Annotated in this window: 15 protein-coding genes; 11 read left to right on the forward strand and 4 right to left on the reverse strand. The window is 72.4% G+C overall.

Annotated features, from left to right (window positions below; translation table 11 throughout):
- Positions 1–8: 8 nt before the first annotated feature.
- The 3 genes from RUR49_RS23585 to RUR49_RS23595 all read left to right on the forward strand — a co-directional run bounded on the left by RUR49_RS23585 (position 9) and on the right by RUR49_RS23595 (position 3,436).
- Complete coding sequence (locus RUR49_RS23585) at positions 9–1,412, forward strand: GH1 family beta-glucosidase (protein WP_409148897.1); 1,404 nt, start codon at positions 9–11, stop codon at positions 1,410–1,412.
- A gap of 261 nt (positions 1,413–1,673) precedes the next feature.
- Positions 1,674–2,966 (forward strand): NAD(P)H-binding protein, encoded by a 1,293-nt coding sequence (locus tag RUR49_RS23590; RefSeq protein WP_409148898.1) that lies wholly within the window; start codon positions 1,674–1,676, stop codon positions 2,964–2,966.
- A complete protein-coding gene (locus RUR49_RS23595; protein WP_409148899.1) occupies positions 2,966–3,436 on the forward strand; it encodes a DUF2269 family protein in 471 nt (156 codons plus the stop codon). Before RUR49_RS23590 ends, RUR49_RS23595 begins: the two co-directional genes overlap by 1 nt.
- 209 nt (positions 3,437–3,645) lie before the next feature.
- Here RUR49_RS23595 and RUR49_RS23600 read toward each other — a convergent pair whose 3' ends face one another.
- On the reverse strand, positions 3,646–4,314 hold the full coding sequence (locus RUR49_RS23600) for a spermidine synthase (RefSeq protein ID WP_409148900.1): 669 nt from the start codon (positions 4,312–4,314) through the stop codon (positions 3,646–3,648).
- Positions 4,315–4,504: 190 nt separating this feature from the next.
- Between RUR49_RS23600 and RUR49_RS23605 the strand changes: the two genes are divergently transcribed.
- Entirely contained in the window at positions 4,505–5,755 is a 1,251-nt protein-coding gene (locus RUR49_RS23605) for a cytochrome P450 (protein ID WP_409148901.1), read from the forward strand.
- Between the two features lie 21 nt (positions 5,756–5,776).
- Here the strand turns inward: RUR49_RS23605 and RUR49_RS23610 are convergent, their stop codons facing one another.
- Complete coding sequence (locus RUR49_RS23610; protein ID WP_409148902.1) at positions 5,777–6,496, reverse strand: hypothetical protein; 720 nt, start codon at positions 6,494–6,496, stop codon at positions 5,777–5,779.
- A 353-nt stretch (positions 6,497–6,849) separates the two neighbouring features.
- Here RUR49_RS23610 and RUR49_RS23615 point away from each other — a divergent pair, with 353 nt between their 5' ends.
- On the forward strand, positions 6,850–8,007 hold the full coding sequence (locus tag RUR49_RS23615) for an iron-containing alcohol dehydrogenase (RefSeq protein ID WP_409148995.1): 1,158 nt from the start codon (positions 6,850–6,852) through the stop codon (positions 8,005–8,007).
- Between the two features lie 89 nt (positions 8,008–8,096).
- Positions 8,097–8,579: a VOC family protein gene (locus RUR49_RS23620; protein ID WP_409148903.1), complete on the forward strand. Its 483-nt coding sequence runs from the start codon at positions 8,097–8,099 to the stop codon at positions 8,577–8,579.
- 87 nt (positions 8,580–8,666) lie between these two features.
- Here RUR49_RS23620 and RUR49_RS23625 read toward each other — a convergent pair whose 3' ends face one another.
- A complete protein-coding gene (locus tag RUR49_RS23625; RefSeq protein ID WP_409148904.1) occupies positions 8,667–10,145 on the reverse strand; it encodes a methyl-accepting chemotaxis protein in 1,479 nt (492 codons plus the stop codon).
- Between the two features lie 224 nt (positions 10,146–10,369).
- Between RUR49_RS23625 and RUR49_RS23630 the strand changes: the two genes are divergently transcribed.
- Complete coding sequence (locus tag RUR49_RS23630) at positions 10,370–10,798, forward strand: VOC family protein (protein WP_409148905.1); 429 nt, start codon at positions 10,370–10,372, stop codon at positions 10,796–10,798.
- A 137-nt stretch (positions 10,799–10,935) separates the two neighbouring features.
- Here RUR49_RS23630 and RUR49_RS23635 read toward each other — a convergent pair whose 3' ends face one another.
- Positions 10,936–13,029, reverse strand: a complete 2,094-nt coding sequence (locus tag RUR49_RS23635) for a methyl-accepting chemotaxis protein (RefSeq protein WP_409148906.1) — start codon at positions 13,027–13,029, stop codon at positions 10,936–10,938.
- A 178-nt stretch (positions 13,030–13,207) separates the two neighbouring features.
- Here RUR49_RS23635 and RUR49_RS23640 point away from each other — a divergent pair, with 178 nt between their 5' ends.
- From RUR49_RS23640 to RUR49_RS23655, 4 genes are all read left to right on the forward strand, one after another.
- Positions 13,208–13,669: a DUF4126 family protein gene (locus tag RUR49_RS23640; RefSeq protein WP_409148996.1), complete on the forward strand. Its 462-nt coding sequence runs from the start codon at positions 13,208–13,210 to the stop codon at positions 13,667–13,669.
- Complete coding sequence (locus RUR49_RS23645) at positions 13,666–15,054, forward strand: FAD-containing oxidoreductase (RefSeq protein ID WP_409148907.1); 1,389 nt, start codon at positions 13,666–13,668, stop codon at positions 15,052–15,054. Before RUR49_RS23640 ends, RUR49_RS23645 begins: the two co-directional genes overlap by 4 nt.
- Before the next feature lie 114 nt (positions 15,055–15,168).
- Positions 15,169–15,456, forward strand: coding sequence for a hypothetical protein (locus RUR49_RS23650; protein ID WP_409148908.1), 288 nt, complete (start codon positions 15,169–15,171; stop codon positions 15,454–15,456).
- A gap of 180 nt (positions 15,457–15,636) precedes the next feature.
- A complete protein-coding gene (locus tag RUR49_RS23655; protein WP_409148909.1) occupies positions 15,637–16,662 on the forward strand; it encodes an HlyD family secretion protein in 1,026 nt (341 codons plus the stop codon).
- The last annotated feature ends 12 nt before the right edge of the window (positions 16,663–16,674 follow it).

Consider the following 16,674-nt stretch of genomic DNA (forward strand, 5'->3'; position numbering starts at 1 on the left):
AGACGAGGATGCGCAGACGGGACGTGCTGATCGGGACGGCGGGGCTTCTGGCGGGAGCGCTGCCCGTGCCGCGGGCTCAGGCGCAGCCGGTGCCGACGCTGCCGCGCGACTTCCTCTGGGGCGCCTCCACCTCGGCCTACCAGATCGAGGGCGCCGTGAAGGAAGGCGGCCGCAAGCCGTCGATCTGGGACACCTTCTCCCACACCCCCGGCCGCATCGCCGACGGCACCACCGGCGACGTTGCCTGCGACCACTATCACCGCTACCCCGAGGACATCGGCCTCCTCACCGGCGCCGGCTTCGAGGCCTACCGTTTCTCGATCGCCTGGCCGCGCATCCTCCCCGACGGCACCGGCGTGGTGAACGACGCGGGCCTCGACTTCTACGACCGCCTCGTCGATGCGCTGCTCGCCGCCGGTGTCGCCCCGTGGGCCTGCCCCTATCACTGGGACCTGCCGCAGGCCCTGCAGGACCGCGGCGGCTGGACGAACCGCGAGAGCGCCGACTGGTTCGCCGACTATGTCCGCGTCGTCGTCGCCCGCCTCGGCGACCGCGTGCCGAACTGGGTGATGCTGAACGAGCCGAACGTCCACGCGATCTTCGGCCACGCCGTCGGCATCCACGCGCCCGGCCTGACTGGCTTCCCGAACTACGTCTCGGCCCAGCACCACATGAACCTCGCGCAAGGCCGCGGCCTCGTCGCCGCGCGGGCGGAGCGCTCCGGGCTCACTCTCGGCACGGTGTTCTCGTTGCAGCCGATCCGGCCGGCGTCCACCAGCGAGGCCGACCGCGCGGCGGCGGCGCGCTTCGACGCCATCTGGAACCGCATCAACCTCGACCCGCTCTTCCACGGCCGCTACCCGGAGCTGTTCGCCGCCGACTTCGAGCCGCTGGTGAAGGTCGGCGACCTCGCGGCGATCCAGCAGCCGGTCGACCTCCTCGGCGTCAACTATTACGGCCCCTCCTACATGAAGGACGACCCCGGCGGCGTCCTCGGCGGCACCGGCTACGGCGCGCTGCCGCCGGGCATGCCGGTGACGGCGCTCGGCTGGCCGATCGACCCGGAGGGCCTCGTCGAGGTGCTCGGCGATCTCAGGAGCAACTACGGCAACCCGGTCACCTACGTGACGGAGAACGGCGCCTGCTACGACGACCCGGCGCCGAAGGACGGCGTCGTCGACGACCCGAAGCGCGCCGCCTTCATCGCCTCCCACCTCGCCGCCGCCGCCCGCGCCATCGAGGCCGGCGCGAACCTCAAGGGCTACTTCGCCTGGTCGCTGCTCGACAACTTCGAGTGGGCGGAGGGTGAGGCCAAGCGCTTCGGCATCGTCGCGGTGGACTTCGAGACCCAGGTCAGGACGCCGAAGACGTCCTACCGGTACCTGAAGGATGTGATCGCGCAGCACCGCTGAGGGGTGGGGGGCGGCCGCGGGCTCGGCCACCGTCCCTCCCCTGCCAGGGGGAGGGACAGACCGCGAAGCGGTCAGGGTGGGGCCTGTCAATCGGAGGCTCGACCTCGACTGGCGTCGCATCCCGGATTGACGGGCCCCCACCTGCCGGCTGCGCCGACTGTCCTCCCCCCTGACAGGGGGAGGACGCGCTGTGCTCGTTCATGCCCCCGGCCGGCTCCGCCCCCGCTTCCCCCACCTCCGGCCACGCGCTAAGCCTCGTCGATGCGCATCGCCATCATCGGGGCCTATGGGCTTGTCGGCTCCGCCATCTCCGCCCGTCTGGTGGCCGACGGTCATGCGGTCGTCGGCGTCGGGCGCGACGTCGTGGCGGCCCGGCGGCGCTTTCCGGCGCTGGAATGGCAGCGCGCCGATCTCGCCACGGCCTCGGTCGCCGACTGGACGGCCGTGCTCGCCGGGGTCGAGGCGGTGGTCAACTGCGCCGGCGCCCTGCAGGACAGCCCGCGCGACGACCTCCGGGCCGTGCATGTCGACGGGGTCCGCCGTCTCGTCGAGGCGTGCGCAGCCGTCGGCGTCCGCCGCTTCGTGCACATCTCGGCGGCCGGGGTCGCGGCGGGACGGGGCACGGCCTTCAACACGACGAAGCTCGAGGCCGAGGCCCTCCTGGCCGAAGGCCCACTCGACTGGATCATCCTGCGCCCCGGCCTCGTCTTCGGCCCGGCGGCCTATGGCGGGACGGCGCTCCTGCGCGGCCTGGCCGGCTTTCCCGGCGTCACCCCCGTCGTCTTCGGCGACAGCCTGATCCAGGTGATCGGGACCGAGGATCTCGCCGACGCCGTCGTCCGCTGCCTTGCACCGGAGGCCCCCACCCGCGTCAGCCTCGACCTCGTCCACGCCGAGGCGCTGACGCTGGTCGACCTCGTCGGCCGCCTGCGCGGGTGGCTCGGCCTGCCGCCTGCGCCCACGCTCCGCCTGCCGCCCGTTCTCGCCCGCCTGACCGCCGCCGCAAGCGATGGCCTCGCCTTTCTCGGCTGGCGCAGCCCGATGCGCACCGCCTCGCTCGAGCAGTTGCGGATTGGCGTGCGCGGCCGATCCGAAGACGCCGACCGGCTGGGGCTCACGCCACGCTCGTTCGACGCCGTGCTCGCCGCCGCGCCGTCGGGCGTGCAGGAGCGCTGGTTCGCCCGCGCTTATTTCGCCAAGCCCGCCATCCTCATCTGCCTGTTCGGCTTCTGGCTGGTGTCAGGGCTGATCGGGCTGACGGTCGGCTTTCCGGCGGCCGTCGCCGAGCTGACCGCCGCCGGAATGTCCGCCGGGCTCGCGGCCGGGGCGGTGATCGGCGGCAGCCTCGTCGACATCGCGCTCGCCCTCCTGCTCGCCTGGCGGCCGACCGCCGCCCGCGCCCTGCAGGGCATGTTGCTCGTCACCGCCGGCTATCTCATCGGCGCGACGCTGGTGCGCCCCGACCTCTGGCTCGACCCGCTGGGACCGCTCGTGAAGTCCATCCCGGCCGCCTTCCTGGCGCTCGCCGCGCTCGCCACGCTGGACGAGCGCTGATGGACCTCTACACCCTCCTCAAGGTCGCCCACGTCATCGGCGCGGCCGTGCTGCTCGGCACCGGCGCCGGCATCGCCTTCTTCATGCTGATGGCCCACCGCGCCCGCGAACCGGCGCTGATCGCCCACACCGCCGGCGTCGTCGTCCTCGCCGATACGCTGTTCACCGCCTCGGCGGTGATCCTCCAACCGGTCACGGGCGCGGCGCTCGCCCACCTCGTCGGCTATCCGCTGTGGTCGGGATGGATCGCCTGGAGCCTCGCCCTCTATGTCGTCACCGGCCTCTGCTGGCTGCCGGTGGTGTGGATCCAGCTCCGCCTGCGCGACCTCGCCCGGGAGGCCGTCGCCACCGGTGCGCCGTTGCCGGCACGCTACTTCCGGCTGTTCCGGGTGTGGTTCGTGCTGGGCTTTCCGGCGTTTTCGGCGGTCACCGCCATCGTCTGGCTGATGGTGGCGAAGCCGGATCTGTGAGGCGGGCAAACGAGTGCGACGCCCGGCGCCCCGTCCCTCCCCTGCCAGGGGGAGGGACAGACCGCGAAGCGGTCAGGGTGGGGCCTGTCAATCAGAGGCTCGACCTCGACTGGCGTCGCAATCTTGATTGACGGGCCCCCACCTGCCGGCTGCGCCGGCTGTCCTCCCCCCTGGCAGGGGGAGGACGGCGTCGCGCCAGTCCGACCGCCCTACTTCCTCGCCAGCCAGATCACGTGCCGGGCGCCGCCGCGCTTGCCGAGCGCCCGGGCGCGGACCTCTTCGACCGTGAAGCCCGCCTGCTTCAGCCGGCGCGTGAAGGCCGCGTCCGGGCCCGCCGACCACACCGCCAGCACACCGCCGGGTCTCAGCGACGCCCGCGCCGATCCGAGGCCGCCGGCGTCGTAGAGGCGGTCGTTGCCGGGGCGCGACAGGCCGTCGGGGCCGTTGTCGACGTCGAGCAGGATGGCGTCGAAGGCGCCGCTCGCCTCTCGGATCAGCCCGCCGACATCGGCCTCGGCGACCGTTACGCGCGGGTCGTCGAGAGAGCCGGCGAACACCGCCGCCATCGGCCCGCGCGCCCAGGCGACCACCTCCGGCACCAGTTCGGCCACCGTCACGCGGGCGTCCGCCGGCAGCACGGTGAGCGCCGCACGCAGCGTGAAGCCCATGCCGAGTCCACCGATCAGCAGGGCCGGCGCCCTTCGGCCTGCGATCCGTTCGCAGGTGGCGGTGGCGAGCACCTCCTCAGAGCCGCCGGCGCGACTGTTCATCAGCTCGTTGCCGCCGAGGCGGATGGAGAACTCGTCGCCGCGCCGCATCAGCCGCAGCCGTGCGCCGCCCGGCACCGTCGCGGCATCGACCTCGATCCACGGAATCATCGCGAGAGGCTCGGGATCATCGCACCATCCTCGGGATCGTCACCGGCGCTGGGGAACTGGTCCGCCCGGCGGACCCGTTGCAGGTCATCGCCCGGCGCGCCGCATGGCTCGTCCGCGCCGACGGCCCTCGTCGGCGGCGGCCCGAGCGTGTACTGGCGGGGGCTGCCCAAGTCCACCGGATGCCTCGACGATGCAAGCCCCCATCCTGCAAGCCTCCACCCTGCCGTCGATGAAACTCGATGCCCGCCACCGTCGCCTCGACCTCGACCCGCGCGACGACGCCTTCGTGCAGGACCCCTATGGCGCCTATGCCGCCGTGCGGCCGGAGGCGCCGGCCTTCTTCTGGGAGCAGTACGGCTTCTGGTGCTTCGCCTCGCACGCCGGCGTCTCGGCGCTCCTGCGCGACAGGCGGTTCGGGCGGTACGTATTGCACGTCGCGACGCGCGCCGAGCTCGGCTGGCCGGAGCCGGACCCGCGGCTCGAGCCCTTTCTCCAGCTCGAGCGCGGCTCGATGCTCGACGTCGAGCCGCCGCAGCACACGCGCCTGCGCGGCCTCGTCAACCGTGCCTTCGTCTCCCGCGAGGTCGACCGGCTGGCGCCGCGCATCGCAGCGCTCGCCCACGACCTGATCGACCGCTTCCCGGCGGGCGAGGTGGACCTCCTGCCGGCCTTCGCGACGCCGATCCCGCTGACGCTGATCGCCGAGCTCCTCGGCGTGCCGACCGAGCACGGGCCGGACCTGCTCGCCTGGTCGCACGCCATGGTCGGCATGTACCAGTTCGGCCGCAACGCCGAGGTCGAGGCGGCGGCCGTGGCGGCGAGCGAGGCGTTCGCGGCCTTCCTCGGCGACCTCGTCGCCGAGCGGCGCCGCTCGCCGCGCGAAGATCTGCTCACCCGCCTGGTCACGGCGGAGGTCGACGGCGAGCGGCTGACCGACGGCGAGATCGTCGGCACCGCGGTGCTTTTGCTCAACGCCGGCCACGAGGCGACGGTGCATGCGATCGGCAACGGCGTGAAGGCGCTGCTGGAGACCGGCGTGCGGCCCGAGCCGGGGGCACACGCTGCGGCGGTGGTCGAGGAGGCGCTGCGCTACGACGCGCCGCTGCACCTGTTCACCCGCTTCGCCCTCGAGGACCTCACCTACGACGGCATCGACTTCAAGCGCGGCGACAAGATCGGCCTGCTGCTCGGCGCCGCCAACCGCGATCCGGCGCGCTTTGCCGAGCCGGATGCCTTCCGGCCGGAGCGGTCGCCGAACCCGCACGTCGCCTTCGGGGCGGGCATCCACTTCTGCCTCGGCGCGCCGCTCGCGCGCCTCGAGATGCAGGTGGCGCTGCCGATCCTGTTCGAGCGGCTGCCGGGGCTCGCCTTCGCGGCGCCGCCGCGCTTCCGCGACACCTTCCACTTCCACGGCCTGGAGGAGCTGCGGCTCGGCTGGTGAGGGTGCCGCGGCGCGCTCGGCTCAGTCGCCCTCCGTCGCGGGCGGTCGGCCCGCCGCCTCCCACAACAAGGGCAGGTCGCGGGCGAGCACGTTGTCGGCGGTGTCGCGCTTGCGTGGCACGGCGAGCCCCTCGGCCGTCATCAGGGTGAGCAGCCGGGCGCGGATCTCGGCGCGGCTCTGCGGCCAGCCGTGGACGTAGCTGTCGCGGATGAGGAGCTGCACGCCGGCGTCCCAGTCGTACATGTCCGGCGAGCCCGGCCGCCGCAGGCGTGGCGGCGGCAGCGCCTCCGCCGCGCTTCCCGCCGCGCCGTCGGCCATGACCTCGACGGCGCGGTAGTGCGTGCCGCGGCTGCGGACCTCGCCGATCACCGATTCCGGCGCGTTCACCCGCTCGAAGGTCTGCCATCCGCCGTCGGGGATGCGCTCGCGCGGCCCGTCGAGGCCGCCGCGGCGGCCGTAGGCGGCGAGCCCGGCGCGCTTCAGCGCGTCGCGGAAGGCGATGAGCAGGGCGCGCAGCGCCTCCCGCTCGACGGCGACGGCGCGCGCCCAGCCGGGGTTCTTGTCGCCGGCGACCGTGCGGCCGGGATCGAGATAGGAGGTCTTCGGGAAGTGCGTCGGCTCGCGCTTGCGGGCGTCGACGGCCTCGCACCAGGCGGTGAACTCCGCCGGCACCAGGTGCACCATCGCCTCTTCCAGCGCCCACCGCTGCCCCGCCGAGGGGCTCCGCTTCTCCTCGGTCATCCCGTCGTCCGTCGCTCTCACCGTTCCCTCGATCTCGCCGGCGCCGCCGCCCAAGGTGTGTTGGGAGCGCCGTCGGCGAGTCCAGCCGCCGTCGTGGCGCCCGGGGCCGCCGGCACGCTACAACCGGGGGCGGCGCGCGCCAACCGGCGCCCGCTCCGGCCCGCCCGCGCCGCGCTGCGCCGGGGCGAACCGCGGGGAGACCCAATTGCGGGCGGGGGTCGCACCATGATGCGGCGAACAGCGAATCGTCTCCGCTGACCCGCCACGTTCCGCTGGAGCCGCTATTGTCCACGCCTCGACCCACAGCGGTCGACGGCAAGCTGAGAGTTTCGGAGCCCGCGATGACCGAGCCGATCGCCCCATTCACCTTCGACACGCCGCCGAGCCTCGTCTTCGGCTTCGGCGCCGCCGGCCGGATCGGCGAGATCGCGGCGGCGCGGCTCGGGTCTCGCGTGCTCCTCGTCACCGACGCCGGCGTTGTCGCCGCCGGCCTTGTGGACCCGGCGCTCGCGGCGCTGGCGGCGGCGGGGGTGGAGGTCGTGGTGTTCTCCGAGGTCGTCGCCGACCCGCCGGAGGCGGTCGTTCGCGCTGCGGCCGCGGCGGCCGTGGCGCATGGGGCGACGGGTGTCGTCGGCCTCGGCGGCGGTTCGTCGCTCGACGTGGCCAAGCTCGCGGCACTCCTGGCGGTCGGCCGCGAGGACCTCGCCGACATCTACGGCGTGCGGCGCGCCAAGGGCCCGCGGCTGCCGCTACTACTCGCCCCGACAACTGCCGGCACAGGCTCGGAGGTGACGCCGATTGCCGTCGTCACCACCGGCGCCCACGAGAAGATGGGCGTCTCCTCGCCCGTCATCATCCCCGACGTGGCGCTCCTCGATCCGGAACTGACGCTCGGCCTGCCGCCCGCGGTCACCGCCGCCACCGGCATCGACGCGATGGTGCACGCCATCGAGGCCTATGCGTCCGCGAGCCCCAACAACAACCCGCTGTCGCGGGCTCTCGCCTGCGAGGCGCTCAGGCTGATGGGCGGCGCGATCGAGCGGGCGGTCCACCAGGGCCACGACCGGGCCGCCCGCGCCGACATGCTGTTCGGCGCCATGCTCGCCGGCCAGGCCTTCGCCAATTCGCCGGTCGCCGCCGTGCACGCGCTCGCCTACCCCCTCGGTGGCCACTATGGCGTGCCGCACGGTCTGTCGAACGCGCTGGTGCTGCCGCACGTGCTGCGCTTCAACGCCGAGACGGTGCCGGCCCCCTACGCCGCGCTCGCCCCGCACGCGTTCCCGCAGCTCGCCGACATCGGCGAGCAGGGCCGGGCCCACGCCTTCGCCGACGCACTGGCGGCGCTGTCGGCCCGCTGCGGCCTCGTCGCCCGCCTGCGCGACGTCGGCGTCGAGGAGACGGCGCTGCCGCATCTCGCGACCGACGCCGCCCGCCAGACGCGGCTACTGGTGAACAACCCGCGCCCGCTCCACGAGGCCGACATCCTGGCGATCTACCGCCGGGCGTGGTGAGGATTGTCCCGGACCTTGTCGGCGATCGCCCTTGCCGTTCGTCCTCCGGTCGGCCGCGGTGCCCGCGGCTGAACAGGAGGAGCCCCGCCATGACCGATCAGCCCGAGGCCAGTCCCAAGGCCAGCCGGATGAGCCCGCTCTCGCCGCACCTCGTCATCGACGGGGCGGCTGAGGCCATCGATTTCTACGTGAAGGCCTTCGGGGCCGAGGAGATGGCGCGTTTGCCGGGGCCGGACGGGCGGCTCATGCATGGTTGCGTCAGGATCGCTGGCCAGACGGTGATGCTGGTCGACGAGAACAGGCAGTACGGGATGCTGTCGCCGTCGGCGCTCGGCGGCTCGCCGGTCACACTGCACCTCGATGTGCCGGACGTCGACGCGGCGTTTGCCCGGGCCGTCGCCGCCGGGGCGACGGTGACGATGCCGGTCGCCGACCAGTTCTGGGGCGACCGCTACGGCGTTCTGAAGGACCCGTTCGGCCATTCCTGGTCGCTCGCCACCACTGTCCGCGAGGTCTCGCTCGAGGAGGCGAAGGCGGCGATGGCGACGATGACCGGCGGCTGCGCCGCCTGAGCAGCGGCAGATCGTGCTGGATAGCCCGGACGGGCTTCCGCGCCGGCGGCGTGCGCCGGCGCGGGCCGTGGAGGTCGCGACCCCGCCTCAGGTCTTCAGGAGCGCCGCCATCTCGCGATCGAGGCGCTCGGCATAGGTGCCGAGTTCGCCCGAGACCGTGCGGATGTCGTTGGCGGCGCCGCGGATCTGGCTGACGGCCGACGAGACGCCGGTGATGCTCTCGCTCACCGAGCGGTTGGTCGCCGACTGTTCCTCGACGGCGGCCGAGAGCGCCACGAAGACGTCGCTCAGCTGGCCGACGCCACCGGTGATGTCGCTGACGGCGCCGGCCGCGCCGGTGCTCGCCAGCTGCAGGGTCTCGACCTGCTGGCGGATCTCCTGCGTCGCCTTGGCGGTCTGCAAAGCGAGCGCCTTCACCTCCTGGGCGACGACGGCGAAGCCCTTGCCGGCCTCGCCGACGCGCGCCGCCTCGATGGTGGCGTTGAGGGCGAGCAGGTTGGTCTGGCCGGCGATCTTCTCGATCAGGCCGGTGACGCTGCCGATCTTCTGGACGCTCTCGGCGAGGCCGGCGACTTCCTTGTTGGTGTCCGCCGACTTGACGGCGAGGTCGCTCGCCATCTCCGAGGCCCTATGGATCTGGCCGGTGATCTCGTCGAACGAGGCCGACATCTCCACCGCCGAGGCGGACACGGTCGAGGCCATGCCCTCGCTCTCCTGCGAGAGGGTGAGCAGGGTGCCGCTGGAGGCGGAGGCGGCGTCGGCGGTGTGGCTCATGTCGCGCACGACGTCGGTGACGCGAGTGGCCACCGCGACGTTCTCGGTGATGATCGACCAGGTGAGCATCGGGCCGTCATAGCTGCCGTCGGCCTTCGTCATGGCGGAGACGCGCAGGTCCAGCGTCTCGGGGCCGACGCGGATGCGAGCGTTGTGCGGCAGGCGGCTGGCGTCGGCCAGCATCTTGCGCTGATGCTCGGGGTGCTTGTGGAAGATGTCGATGGAGGCGCCGACCAGCTGGCTCGCCTTGATCGGCAGGTGCTGCTCGATGCGGGCGAGCGTGTCGAGGCTGGTCTTGTTGGCGAAGTCGATCTTGAGCGTGCCCGGCTCGCAGGTCATCACGTTGATCGGCATCTTCTCGATCATCTGGAAGAGACGCTGGTTGCGCGTCTCCGCGGCGATGAGATCGGTGCGGTCGGTGACGAGCAGCTGCGCGTATTCATAGCCGCCGCGCGGGCCGGTGACGGCGCTGGCGTCGACGTTGATCGTCCGCTCGCCGAGCGTCACCGTGAAGGTGCGCGGCAGGGCGGAGGCGTCCGTCAGGCGCTGCCAGGCCTGGCCGTCGGACAGCGGCAGCACGGAGATCGGGCCGCCGACCACCGCGTCGGCGGCGACGGAGAGGGCATTGCCGAGGTCGCGGAAGAGCTGCAGGGCGCGCTCGTTCGCATACCGGACGATCAGGGTGGAGGGGTCGCAGAGCAGGACCGCGGCCGGAAGAGTGTCGAGCCAGCGGTTCTCGACAGCACCAGCCTGCGGCCCGCGCCGCAGGATGCGCACGGAGCCAGTCGCCATGGTCAGTTTCCTTCGCGCGCACGGCCGCGGACTGTCATGTTGAGGTCGGTGGGCGCGCCCAGAGTTCTTCGTCCGCGCTTGCACCGTGGCCGGGCCACCTTGCTCGAAACTGTCGTCGCTGGCGCTGAAGTCGATTTTGCCGGGCCAATGTCGGTTGTCGTGCTTCTCACGCGTCCTAGGTCTGTCCGCTTGCCTTGTTGGCCGGCTGGGAGAGGAGACCGCGCATGCCCAAGATGATCTTCGTCAACCTGCCCGTCCGCGATCTCGCCGCGGCGACCGCCTTCTACGAGGCGATCGGCGCTGTGAAGAACCCGCAGTTCTCAGATCACACGGCCGTCTGCATGGTCCTTTCCGAGACGATCTACGTGATGCTGCTGACGCATGAGAAATATCGCGGCTTCACGACGAAGCCGATCGCCGACCGCTCCGTCAGCGAGGTGCTGATCGCGCTCAACCACGACAGCCGCGGCGAGGTTGATGCCGTGCTCGACCGCGGCGTCGCCGGCGGTGGCCGCGCCGACCCGAACCCGGTGCAGGAGCTGGGGTTCATGTATTCCCGCAGCCTCGAGGACCCCGACGGCCACGTCTGGGAGATGTTCTGGATGGATCCGGCCGCCGTCGCCGGCAGTGAGCCGGAGCGGGCAACGGCCTGACGGCGCCCGGCCCCGCGGCGCGGCCGCGGGTCGTCGCGGGCCGCCGGTGGAGCGGGTCTGGCAGACCATCGCCCCCGGGTCCGTCGCGCAGGGGGGAGAGACGCGACGTCCTCGGGGGCGGGCCGGCCGTGCGGCCGTCAGGCGGCGCGCACGGTCGTGAGGAAGCCGCGCATGCGGTCCTGCAGGTGGCTCGCCTGCTGGGTCAGGCGGGCGGAGGCGTCGAGCACCTGGCCGGCTGCCGCACCCGTCTCGTCGGCGGTGCGGGCAACGTCGCCGATGTGGGCGCTGACCGAGTTGGTGCCGGTCGCCGCCTGGTCGACGTTGCGGACGATCTCGCGGGTGGCGAGGCCCTGCTGCTCGACCGCGGTCGAGATGGTGGTGGCGATGTCGCTCATCCGGCGGATCTGTTCGCCGACGCCCTCGATCACCCGCACGGCCTGCTTGGTCGTCTCCTGGATGGCGCCGATCTGCGTCTCGATCTCCTCCGTCGCCTTCGCCGTCTGGGTGGCGAGCGTCTTCACTTCGGAAGCGACGACGGCGAAGCCCTTGCCGGCCTCGCCCGCCCGCGCCGCCTCGATGGTGGCGTTGAGGGCGAGCAGGTTCGTCTGCGAGGCGATCGACGAGATCAGGCCGATGACGTCGCCGATGCGCGACGCCGCCTGCGACAGCTCCCGGATCACCTCGCCGGTCGCGGCCGCCTCGCTGACGGCGACCGCCGACATCTGCGCCGACTGCTTCACCTGGCGGGCGATCTCCTCGACCGAGTAGCCGAGCTCCTCGGCGGACGAAGCGACGACGACGACGTTGGTGGAGGCCTCCTCGGCCGCGGCGGCGACGCTGGTCGACTGTTCCGACGTGGTGCGGGCGGCCTTCGTCATCTCGAGCGCGGTGACGTGCAACTCGGACGAGGCAGTCGACACGCTGCCGACGATCGAGCCGACGGCGCCCTCGAAGTCGTCTGCGAGCGCCATCATCGTGCGCCGGCGTTCGTCCTCGGCGGCGCGGCGCTCCTCTTCGGCGGCCCGCTCCATTTCGGCGTTGCGGCGCAGGCCGTCGCGGAAGACGAGGAGCGTCTTCGCCATCGAGCCGATCTCGTCGCTTCGGGTGGTATCGGGAACCTCGACGTCCAACTGGTTGCCCGCGACCATCTCCATAACGCGGGTGAGGCGGGTCATCGGCACCGTCACGCGGCGCACCACCACCACCAGGCCGAGGCCGGCGAGCAGCAGCGACAGCGCCAGCACGACCGCATAGACGACAGCGGTGCGCCCGGCGGCGGCCTCCGTCGCGGCGGCCGTCGCGGCGAGGCTGTCGACGGCGGTGCCCGACACGTTGGCGATCGAGGCCAGCGGCTCGACGACGCGCGCCCGCCAGTCCTGCAGCGGCACCGGTGACGGCTCGCCGGCGGCGAGCGCCTTCAGGATGCCGTCCCGGTACTCCTTGAAGGCACCAGAGAAGTACGTCGACTGGGCGGTCTCGGCCGCCGCCTTCAGGGCTTCCGGTGTATTGCCGGCGAGCGCGATCTCGCGGGTCGTCGCCCAGGCGAGGTCGGCGCGGGCGTCGTTGGTGGTGATGGCGACGATCTCCTCTGCCGTCGCCGGACGATCCTCGGACAGGATGGCGTTGAGGGCGAGGGTGCTGACGCCGGCATAGGTGCGCGAGCCCCACGACATCGCCCGCGCGAGGATGAGCTGCGACAGGCGCGGATCGATCGTGCGGATCTCGGCCTCGACCTCCGTCGTCAGGGCGGTAAGGGCATCGAGGAGCTTGCCGCCCTCCGCCATCATCGTCTTGCCGACTGTGGCGTCGCGCTGCTCGAGGGGGAGCGCCTGGGCGGCGTCGATCTTCTCGCGGGCGGCCTTCACCACCTCGTACTGATCCTGCAGCCGGGCAGTGAGTTCGGCGAACCTCGGTTCCGACGCCTCGGCGAGGCGTGCGAGGCCCGTATCCATGGCGGCGACGACTGTGGCGCGGCGCATCTCGACGTTGCGGGCGAGCTGGGCGCTCTCGCTGGCCGGCTGTGCCACCAGCAGGGCGCTCTCGCCACGCTCGAAGCGGAAGTTCGATACGGCCTCGAACAGGTTGCGATCGATGTCGGCGAGGACCGTGACGCGCTGGGCAGCCTGGAGGGTGCCGTACGCGCCGTGGAGTGCGGTCGCGCAAAGGGCCGCGACGATCGCGCTGATGGCGCAGAACAGCGCGACCAGCGTGGTCCGGATCGAAATCTGCATAGGAGTCCCCGTATTGCCTGCGGCGGCACAATCGTGGCGGAGGCTTGCGCGAGGCTCGCGCAGCGGAACCCATCGGGCGGTTCCGGCGCACAGCACACCGGGGTTTTGCGGCGGCTGGCGGAGCGGCTATGGTGCCGCCGCGGGGACCGTCGGCGCGAGGCGACATCTGATGACGACGATGCTCCTCCTCTTCGCCTTCCTCATCGGCATCGTCGCCGGGCTGCGGACGATGACGGCGCCGGCAGCGGTCGCCTGGGCGGCGCATCTCGGTTGGCTCGACCTCGGCGACACGTGGCCCGCCTTCCTCGGCTGGCAATGGACGCCGTGGATCTTCACGGCACTGGCGCTCCTCGAGTTTGTCGCCGACAAGCTGCCGTCGACGCCGAGCCGCACCGTGCCGACACAGTTCGGCGCCCGCCTCGCCAGCGGCGCGCTCACGGGTGCCGCGATCGGCGTCGCCGCCGGCAATCTCTGGGCCGGCGCCGGCCTCGGCGTCGCCGGGGCGGTCGTCGGCACGCTGCGTGGGCGGGCGGCGCGTGCCCGCATGGCGAGCGCGTTCGGGAGTGACACGCCGGCCGCGCTGGTCGAGGATGCGGTGGCGATCTTCGCCGCCGTGCTGATCGTCACGGCACTGCGATGACCCGCCGCTTCGATGCCATCGTCGTCGGCGCCGGTCAGGCGGGGCCGGCGCTCGCCGGGCGGCTGACGGCAGCGGGCCAGACGGTGGCGGTGATCGAGCGCCACCTGTTCGGCGGCACCTGCGTCAACACCGGCTGCATGCCGACGAAGACGATGGTGGCGAGCGCCCGGGCGATCCACCTCGCCCGCCGCGGCGCCGAGTACGGCTTCTCGATCGACGGCGAGGTCCGCGTCGACATGGCCCGCGTGCAGGCACGCGCCGCAACCGTCTCGGCGAACGCCCGCGCGAACGTGCGCACGTGGCTCGACGGCATGGACGGCTGCACCGTCATCGAGGGCCACGCCCGCTTCGTTTCGCCAGACACGCTCGCCGTCGGCGAGGAGCGGCTCTCGGCGCCACGCATCTTCCTCAATGTCGGTGGCCGCGCGGCGGTGCCGCCGCTGCCCGGCATCGACCAGGCGCCCTTCCTCACCAACACCGGCATCCTGCAGTTGACCGAGGTGCCGGAGCATCTCGTCGTGATCGGCGGCAGCTACATCGGGCTCGAGTTCGCGCAGATGTTCCGCCGCTTCGGCGCCCGCGTCACGGTCGTCGAGAAGGGGCCGCGGCTGGTCGCGCGCGAGGACGAGGCGGTGTCTCAGGCGATCCGCGAGATCATCGAAGGCGAGGGGATCGCGGTGCGCACCGGCGCCGCGTGCATCCGCCTCGCCCCCCACGCCGAGGGCGCCGCCGTCGGCGTCGACTGCACCGAGGGGCCGCCGGATGTCGTCGCCTCGCACGTGCTGCTGGCTGTCGGCCGCCGGCCCAACACCGACGACCTCGGGCTCGACGTCGCCGGCGTCACAACGGACAGAAGGGGCTACATCACCGTCGACGACCACCTCGCCACCAGCGTCCCCGGCATCTTCGCCATCGGCGACTGTAACGGCCGCGGTGCCTTCACCCACACCGCCTACAACGACTTCGAGATCGTCGCCGCCAACCTGCTGGACGGCGCCGACCGCCGCGTCTCCGACCGCGTGCCGGGTTACGCCCTCTTCATCGATCCTCCCCTCGGGCGGGTGGGCATGACGCTCACTGAAGCCCGCGAGACCGGCCGGCCGCTGCTCGTCGCCAACCGTCCGATGAGCCGCGTCGGCCGCGCGGTGGAGATGGGCGAGACGCAGGGCTTCATGTCCGTGGTCGTCGACGCCGGGACGCGCCGCATCCTTGGCGCCGGCATCCTCGGGGTGAACGGCGACGAGGCGATCCACGGCCTGCTCGACGCGGTCAATGCCGGCACGCCATACGACGTTCTGCAATGGTCGGTGCCGATCCACCCGACAGTGTCGGAGCTGATCCCGACGCTGCTCGGCAGCCTCGCCCCGGACCGTCCGACAGGCTGACGGCACGGGCGAGCCGCCGTTTGCCCCGGCCTCCGCCTCCACGCTCCGTCGCGCCTCGACTTGCCCCTCCGACACGCCTAGAACAAAATTCGAACGTGCGAATCGGAGACCGGCATGCAGCGGACCGCAGAAGCGACCAACGGCAAGCCGCCGCGGCACACGGTGTTCGTCGTGCAGCCCTTCGAGATCAAGCGTCGCGGCCGCTCGATGGGCCTCGCGCCGACGCCGGCGCTGGCCGCCCGCGACGAGGCGCACGCCCGGCTTCTGCTCGAGCGCGCCCCGCATCGCACCGGCATCGTCGGCGCCGTGGCCTTCAGCCGCTCCGGCGATCCGGAAAGCGGCGACTATGACGAGCCGGTCATCCTCGGCAAGATCGGCGACGTCCCAGACGAACTGATTTGAGGTCGGATCGGCCCCCGTCGATCTGATGGGAAGCCAAGCCGCGTCGACGTCGCTAGGGTAGCGTCATCGGCCGGACGCACCCGCGTGATCTGCATCAATGCTGGCGGGCGGCCCGGACGGTAGGCGTCGGCCATGCGCTGAGGGCCGCCCGTCGATCGAGCCGTCGCGCGGAGTGATCCGATGCACAGACGTGTCCTCATCTCCCTCGCCGTTGCCCTCGTGCTCGCTGCGTCCGGCGCGCCGGCTGTCGCCGACAACGGCAACGGCCTCGGCGCGAAGCTGAAGGCGCTGTGGGGCCGCGTTGCCGGCGATGGCCTGCCGGACGACATCGTCGTCACCAACGGGCGGATCGAGGCCGAGCAGGTGCTCGTCGCCGCCAAGTTCGCCGGCCGCGTGCTGGAGGTGCTCGTCGAGGAGGGCGACACCGTCGAGGCCGGCGCCGTCGTCGCCCGCATGGACACCGCCGAGCTCGACGCGCAGCTCACCGGCGCCGAGGCAGAGGTGCGCCGCACCGAGCAGGCGATCGCCGAGGCCGAGGCGCTGATCGCCCAGCGCGACAGCGAGAGCCTGCTCGCCGCCCAGGAGCACGAGCGCGCTGAACAGCTGCAGAAGCGCGGCCACGGCACCATGCAGGAGCTCGACCGGCGGCTGAGCCAGCTCAATGCCGCCACCGCCGCCCACCGCGCCGCCCAGGCCCGCCTCGACGTGGCGCTCGCCGCCGCCGACACGGCGCGGGCCGACGTCGCCCGCATCCATTCGCTGCTGGACGACGCCGTCTTGAAGGCGCCACGCCGCGGCCGCGTCGAGTACAAGCTGGTGCAGTCCGGCGAGGTGGTCGGTGCCGGCGCGCCGGTGGCGACGCTGCTCGATCTCTCCGACGTCTACATGACGGTGTTCCTCGCCGCCCGCGCCGCCGGCCGGGTGGCGATCGGCGACGAGGCGCGCATCGTCCTCGACCCGGCGCCGGAATACGTCGTGCCGGCGATCGTCGCCTTCGTCGCCGGCCAGGCGCAGTTCACACCGAAGACGGTCGAGACGGCCGACGAGCGCGAGAAGCTGATGTTCCGCGTCAAGCTGCGCATCCCGCCGGCGCTGCTGCGCCAGTACGAGAGCCGCGTGAAGATCGGCGTGCGCGGCCTCGCCTATGTGCGCACCAGCCCGACGGCGGCGTGGCCGGAGGCGCTGGCGATCAAGCTGCCGCAATGACGGCGCCCGCCG

The organism is Pseudoxanthobacter sp. M-2, assembly GCF_046156265.1.
Classification (GTDB): Bacteria; Pseudomonadota; Alphaproteobacteria; order Rhizobiales; family Segnochrobactraceae; genus CAMDHY01.

What these genes read in the sequence shown, in the direction of transcription:
- RUR49_RS23585 (WP_409148897.1), top strand. Translation starts at nt 9, where the DNA reads ATGCGCAGACGGGACGTGCTGATCGGGACGGCGGGGCTTCTGGCGGGA.
- RUR49_RS23590 (WP_409148898.1), top strand. Translation starts at nt 1,674, where the DNA reads ATGCGCATCGCCATCATCGGGGCCTATGGGCTTGTCGGCTCCGCCATC.
- RUR49_RS23595 (WP_409148899.1), top strand. Translation starts at nt 2,966, where the DNA reads ATGGACCTCTACACCCTCCTCAAGGTCGCCCACGTCATCGGCGCGGCC.
- RUR49_RS23600 (WP_409148900.1), bottom strand. Translation starts at nt 4,314, where the DNA reads ATGATTCCGTGGATCGAGGTCGATGCCGCGACGGTGCCGGGCGGCGCA.
- RUR49_RS23605 (WP_409148901.1), top strand. Translation starts at nt 4,505, where the DNA reads ATGCAAGCCCCCATCCTGCAAGCCTCCACCCTGCCGTCGATGAAACTC.
- RUR49_RS23610 (WP_409148902.1), bottom strand. Translation starts at nt 6,496, where the DNA reads ATGACCGAGGAGAAGCGGAGCCCCTCGGCGGGGCAGCGGTGGGCGCTG.
- RUR49_RS23620 (WP_409148903.1), top strand. Translation starts at nt 8,097, where the DNA reads ATGACCGATCAGCCCGAGGCCAGTCCCAAGGCCAGCCGGATGAGCCCG.
- RUR49_RS23625 (WP_409148904.1), bottom strand. Translation starts at nt 10,145, where the DNA reads ATGGCGACTGGCTCCGTGCGCATCCTGCGGCGCGGGCCGCAGGCTGGT.
- RUR49_RS23630 (WP_409148905.1), top strand. Translation starts at nt 10,370, where the DNA reads ATGCCCAAGATGATCTTCGTCAACCTGCCCGTCCGCGATCTCGCCGCG.
- RUR49_RS23635 (WP_409148906.1), bottom strand. Translation starts at nt 13,029, where the DNA reads ATGCAGATTTCGATCCGGACCACGCTGGTCGCGCTGTTCTGCGCCATC.
- RUR49_RS23640 (WP_409148996.1), top strand. Translation starts at nt 13,208, where the DNA reads ATGCTCCTCCTCTTCGCCTTCCTCATCGGCATCGTCGCCGGGCTGCGG.
- RUR49_RS23645 (WP_409148907.1), top strand. Translation starts at nt 13,666, where the DNA reads ATGACCCGCCGCTTCGATGCCATCGTCGTCGGCGCCGGTCAGGCGGGG.
- RUR49_RS23650 (WP_409148908.1), top strand. Translation starts at nt 15,169, where the DNA reads ATGCAGCGGACCGCAGAAGCGACCAACGGCAAGCCGCCGCGGCACACG.
- RUR49_RS23655 (WP_409148909.1), top strand. Translation starts at nt 15,637, where the DNA reads ATGCACAGACGTGTCCTCATCTCCCTCGCCGTTGCCCTCGTGCTCGCT.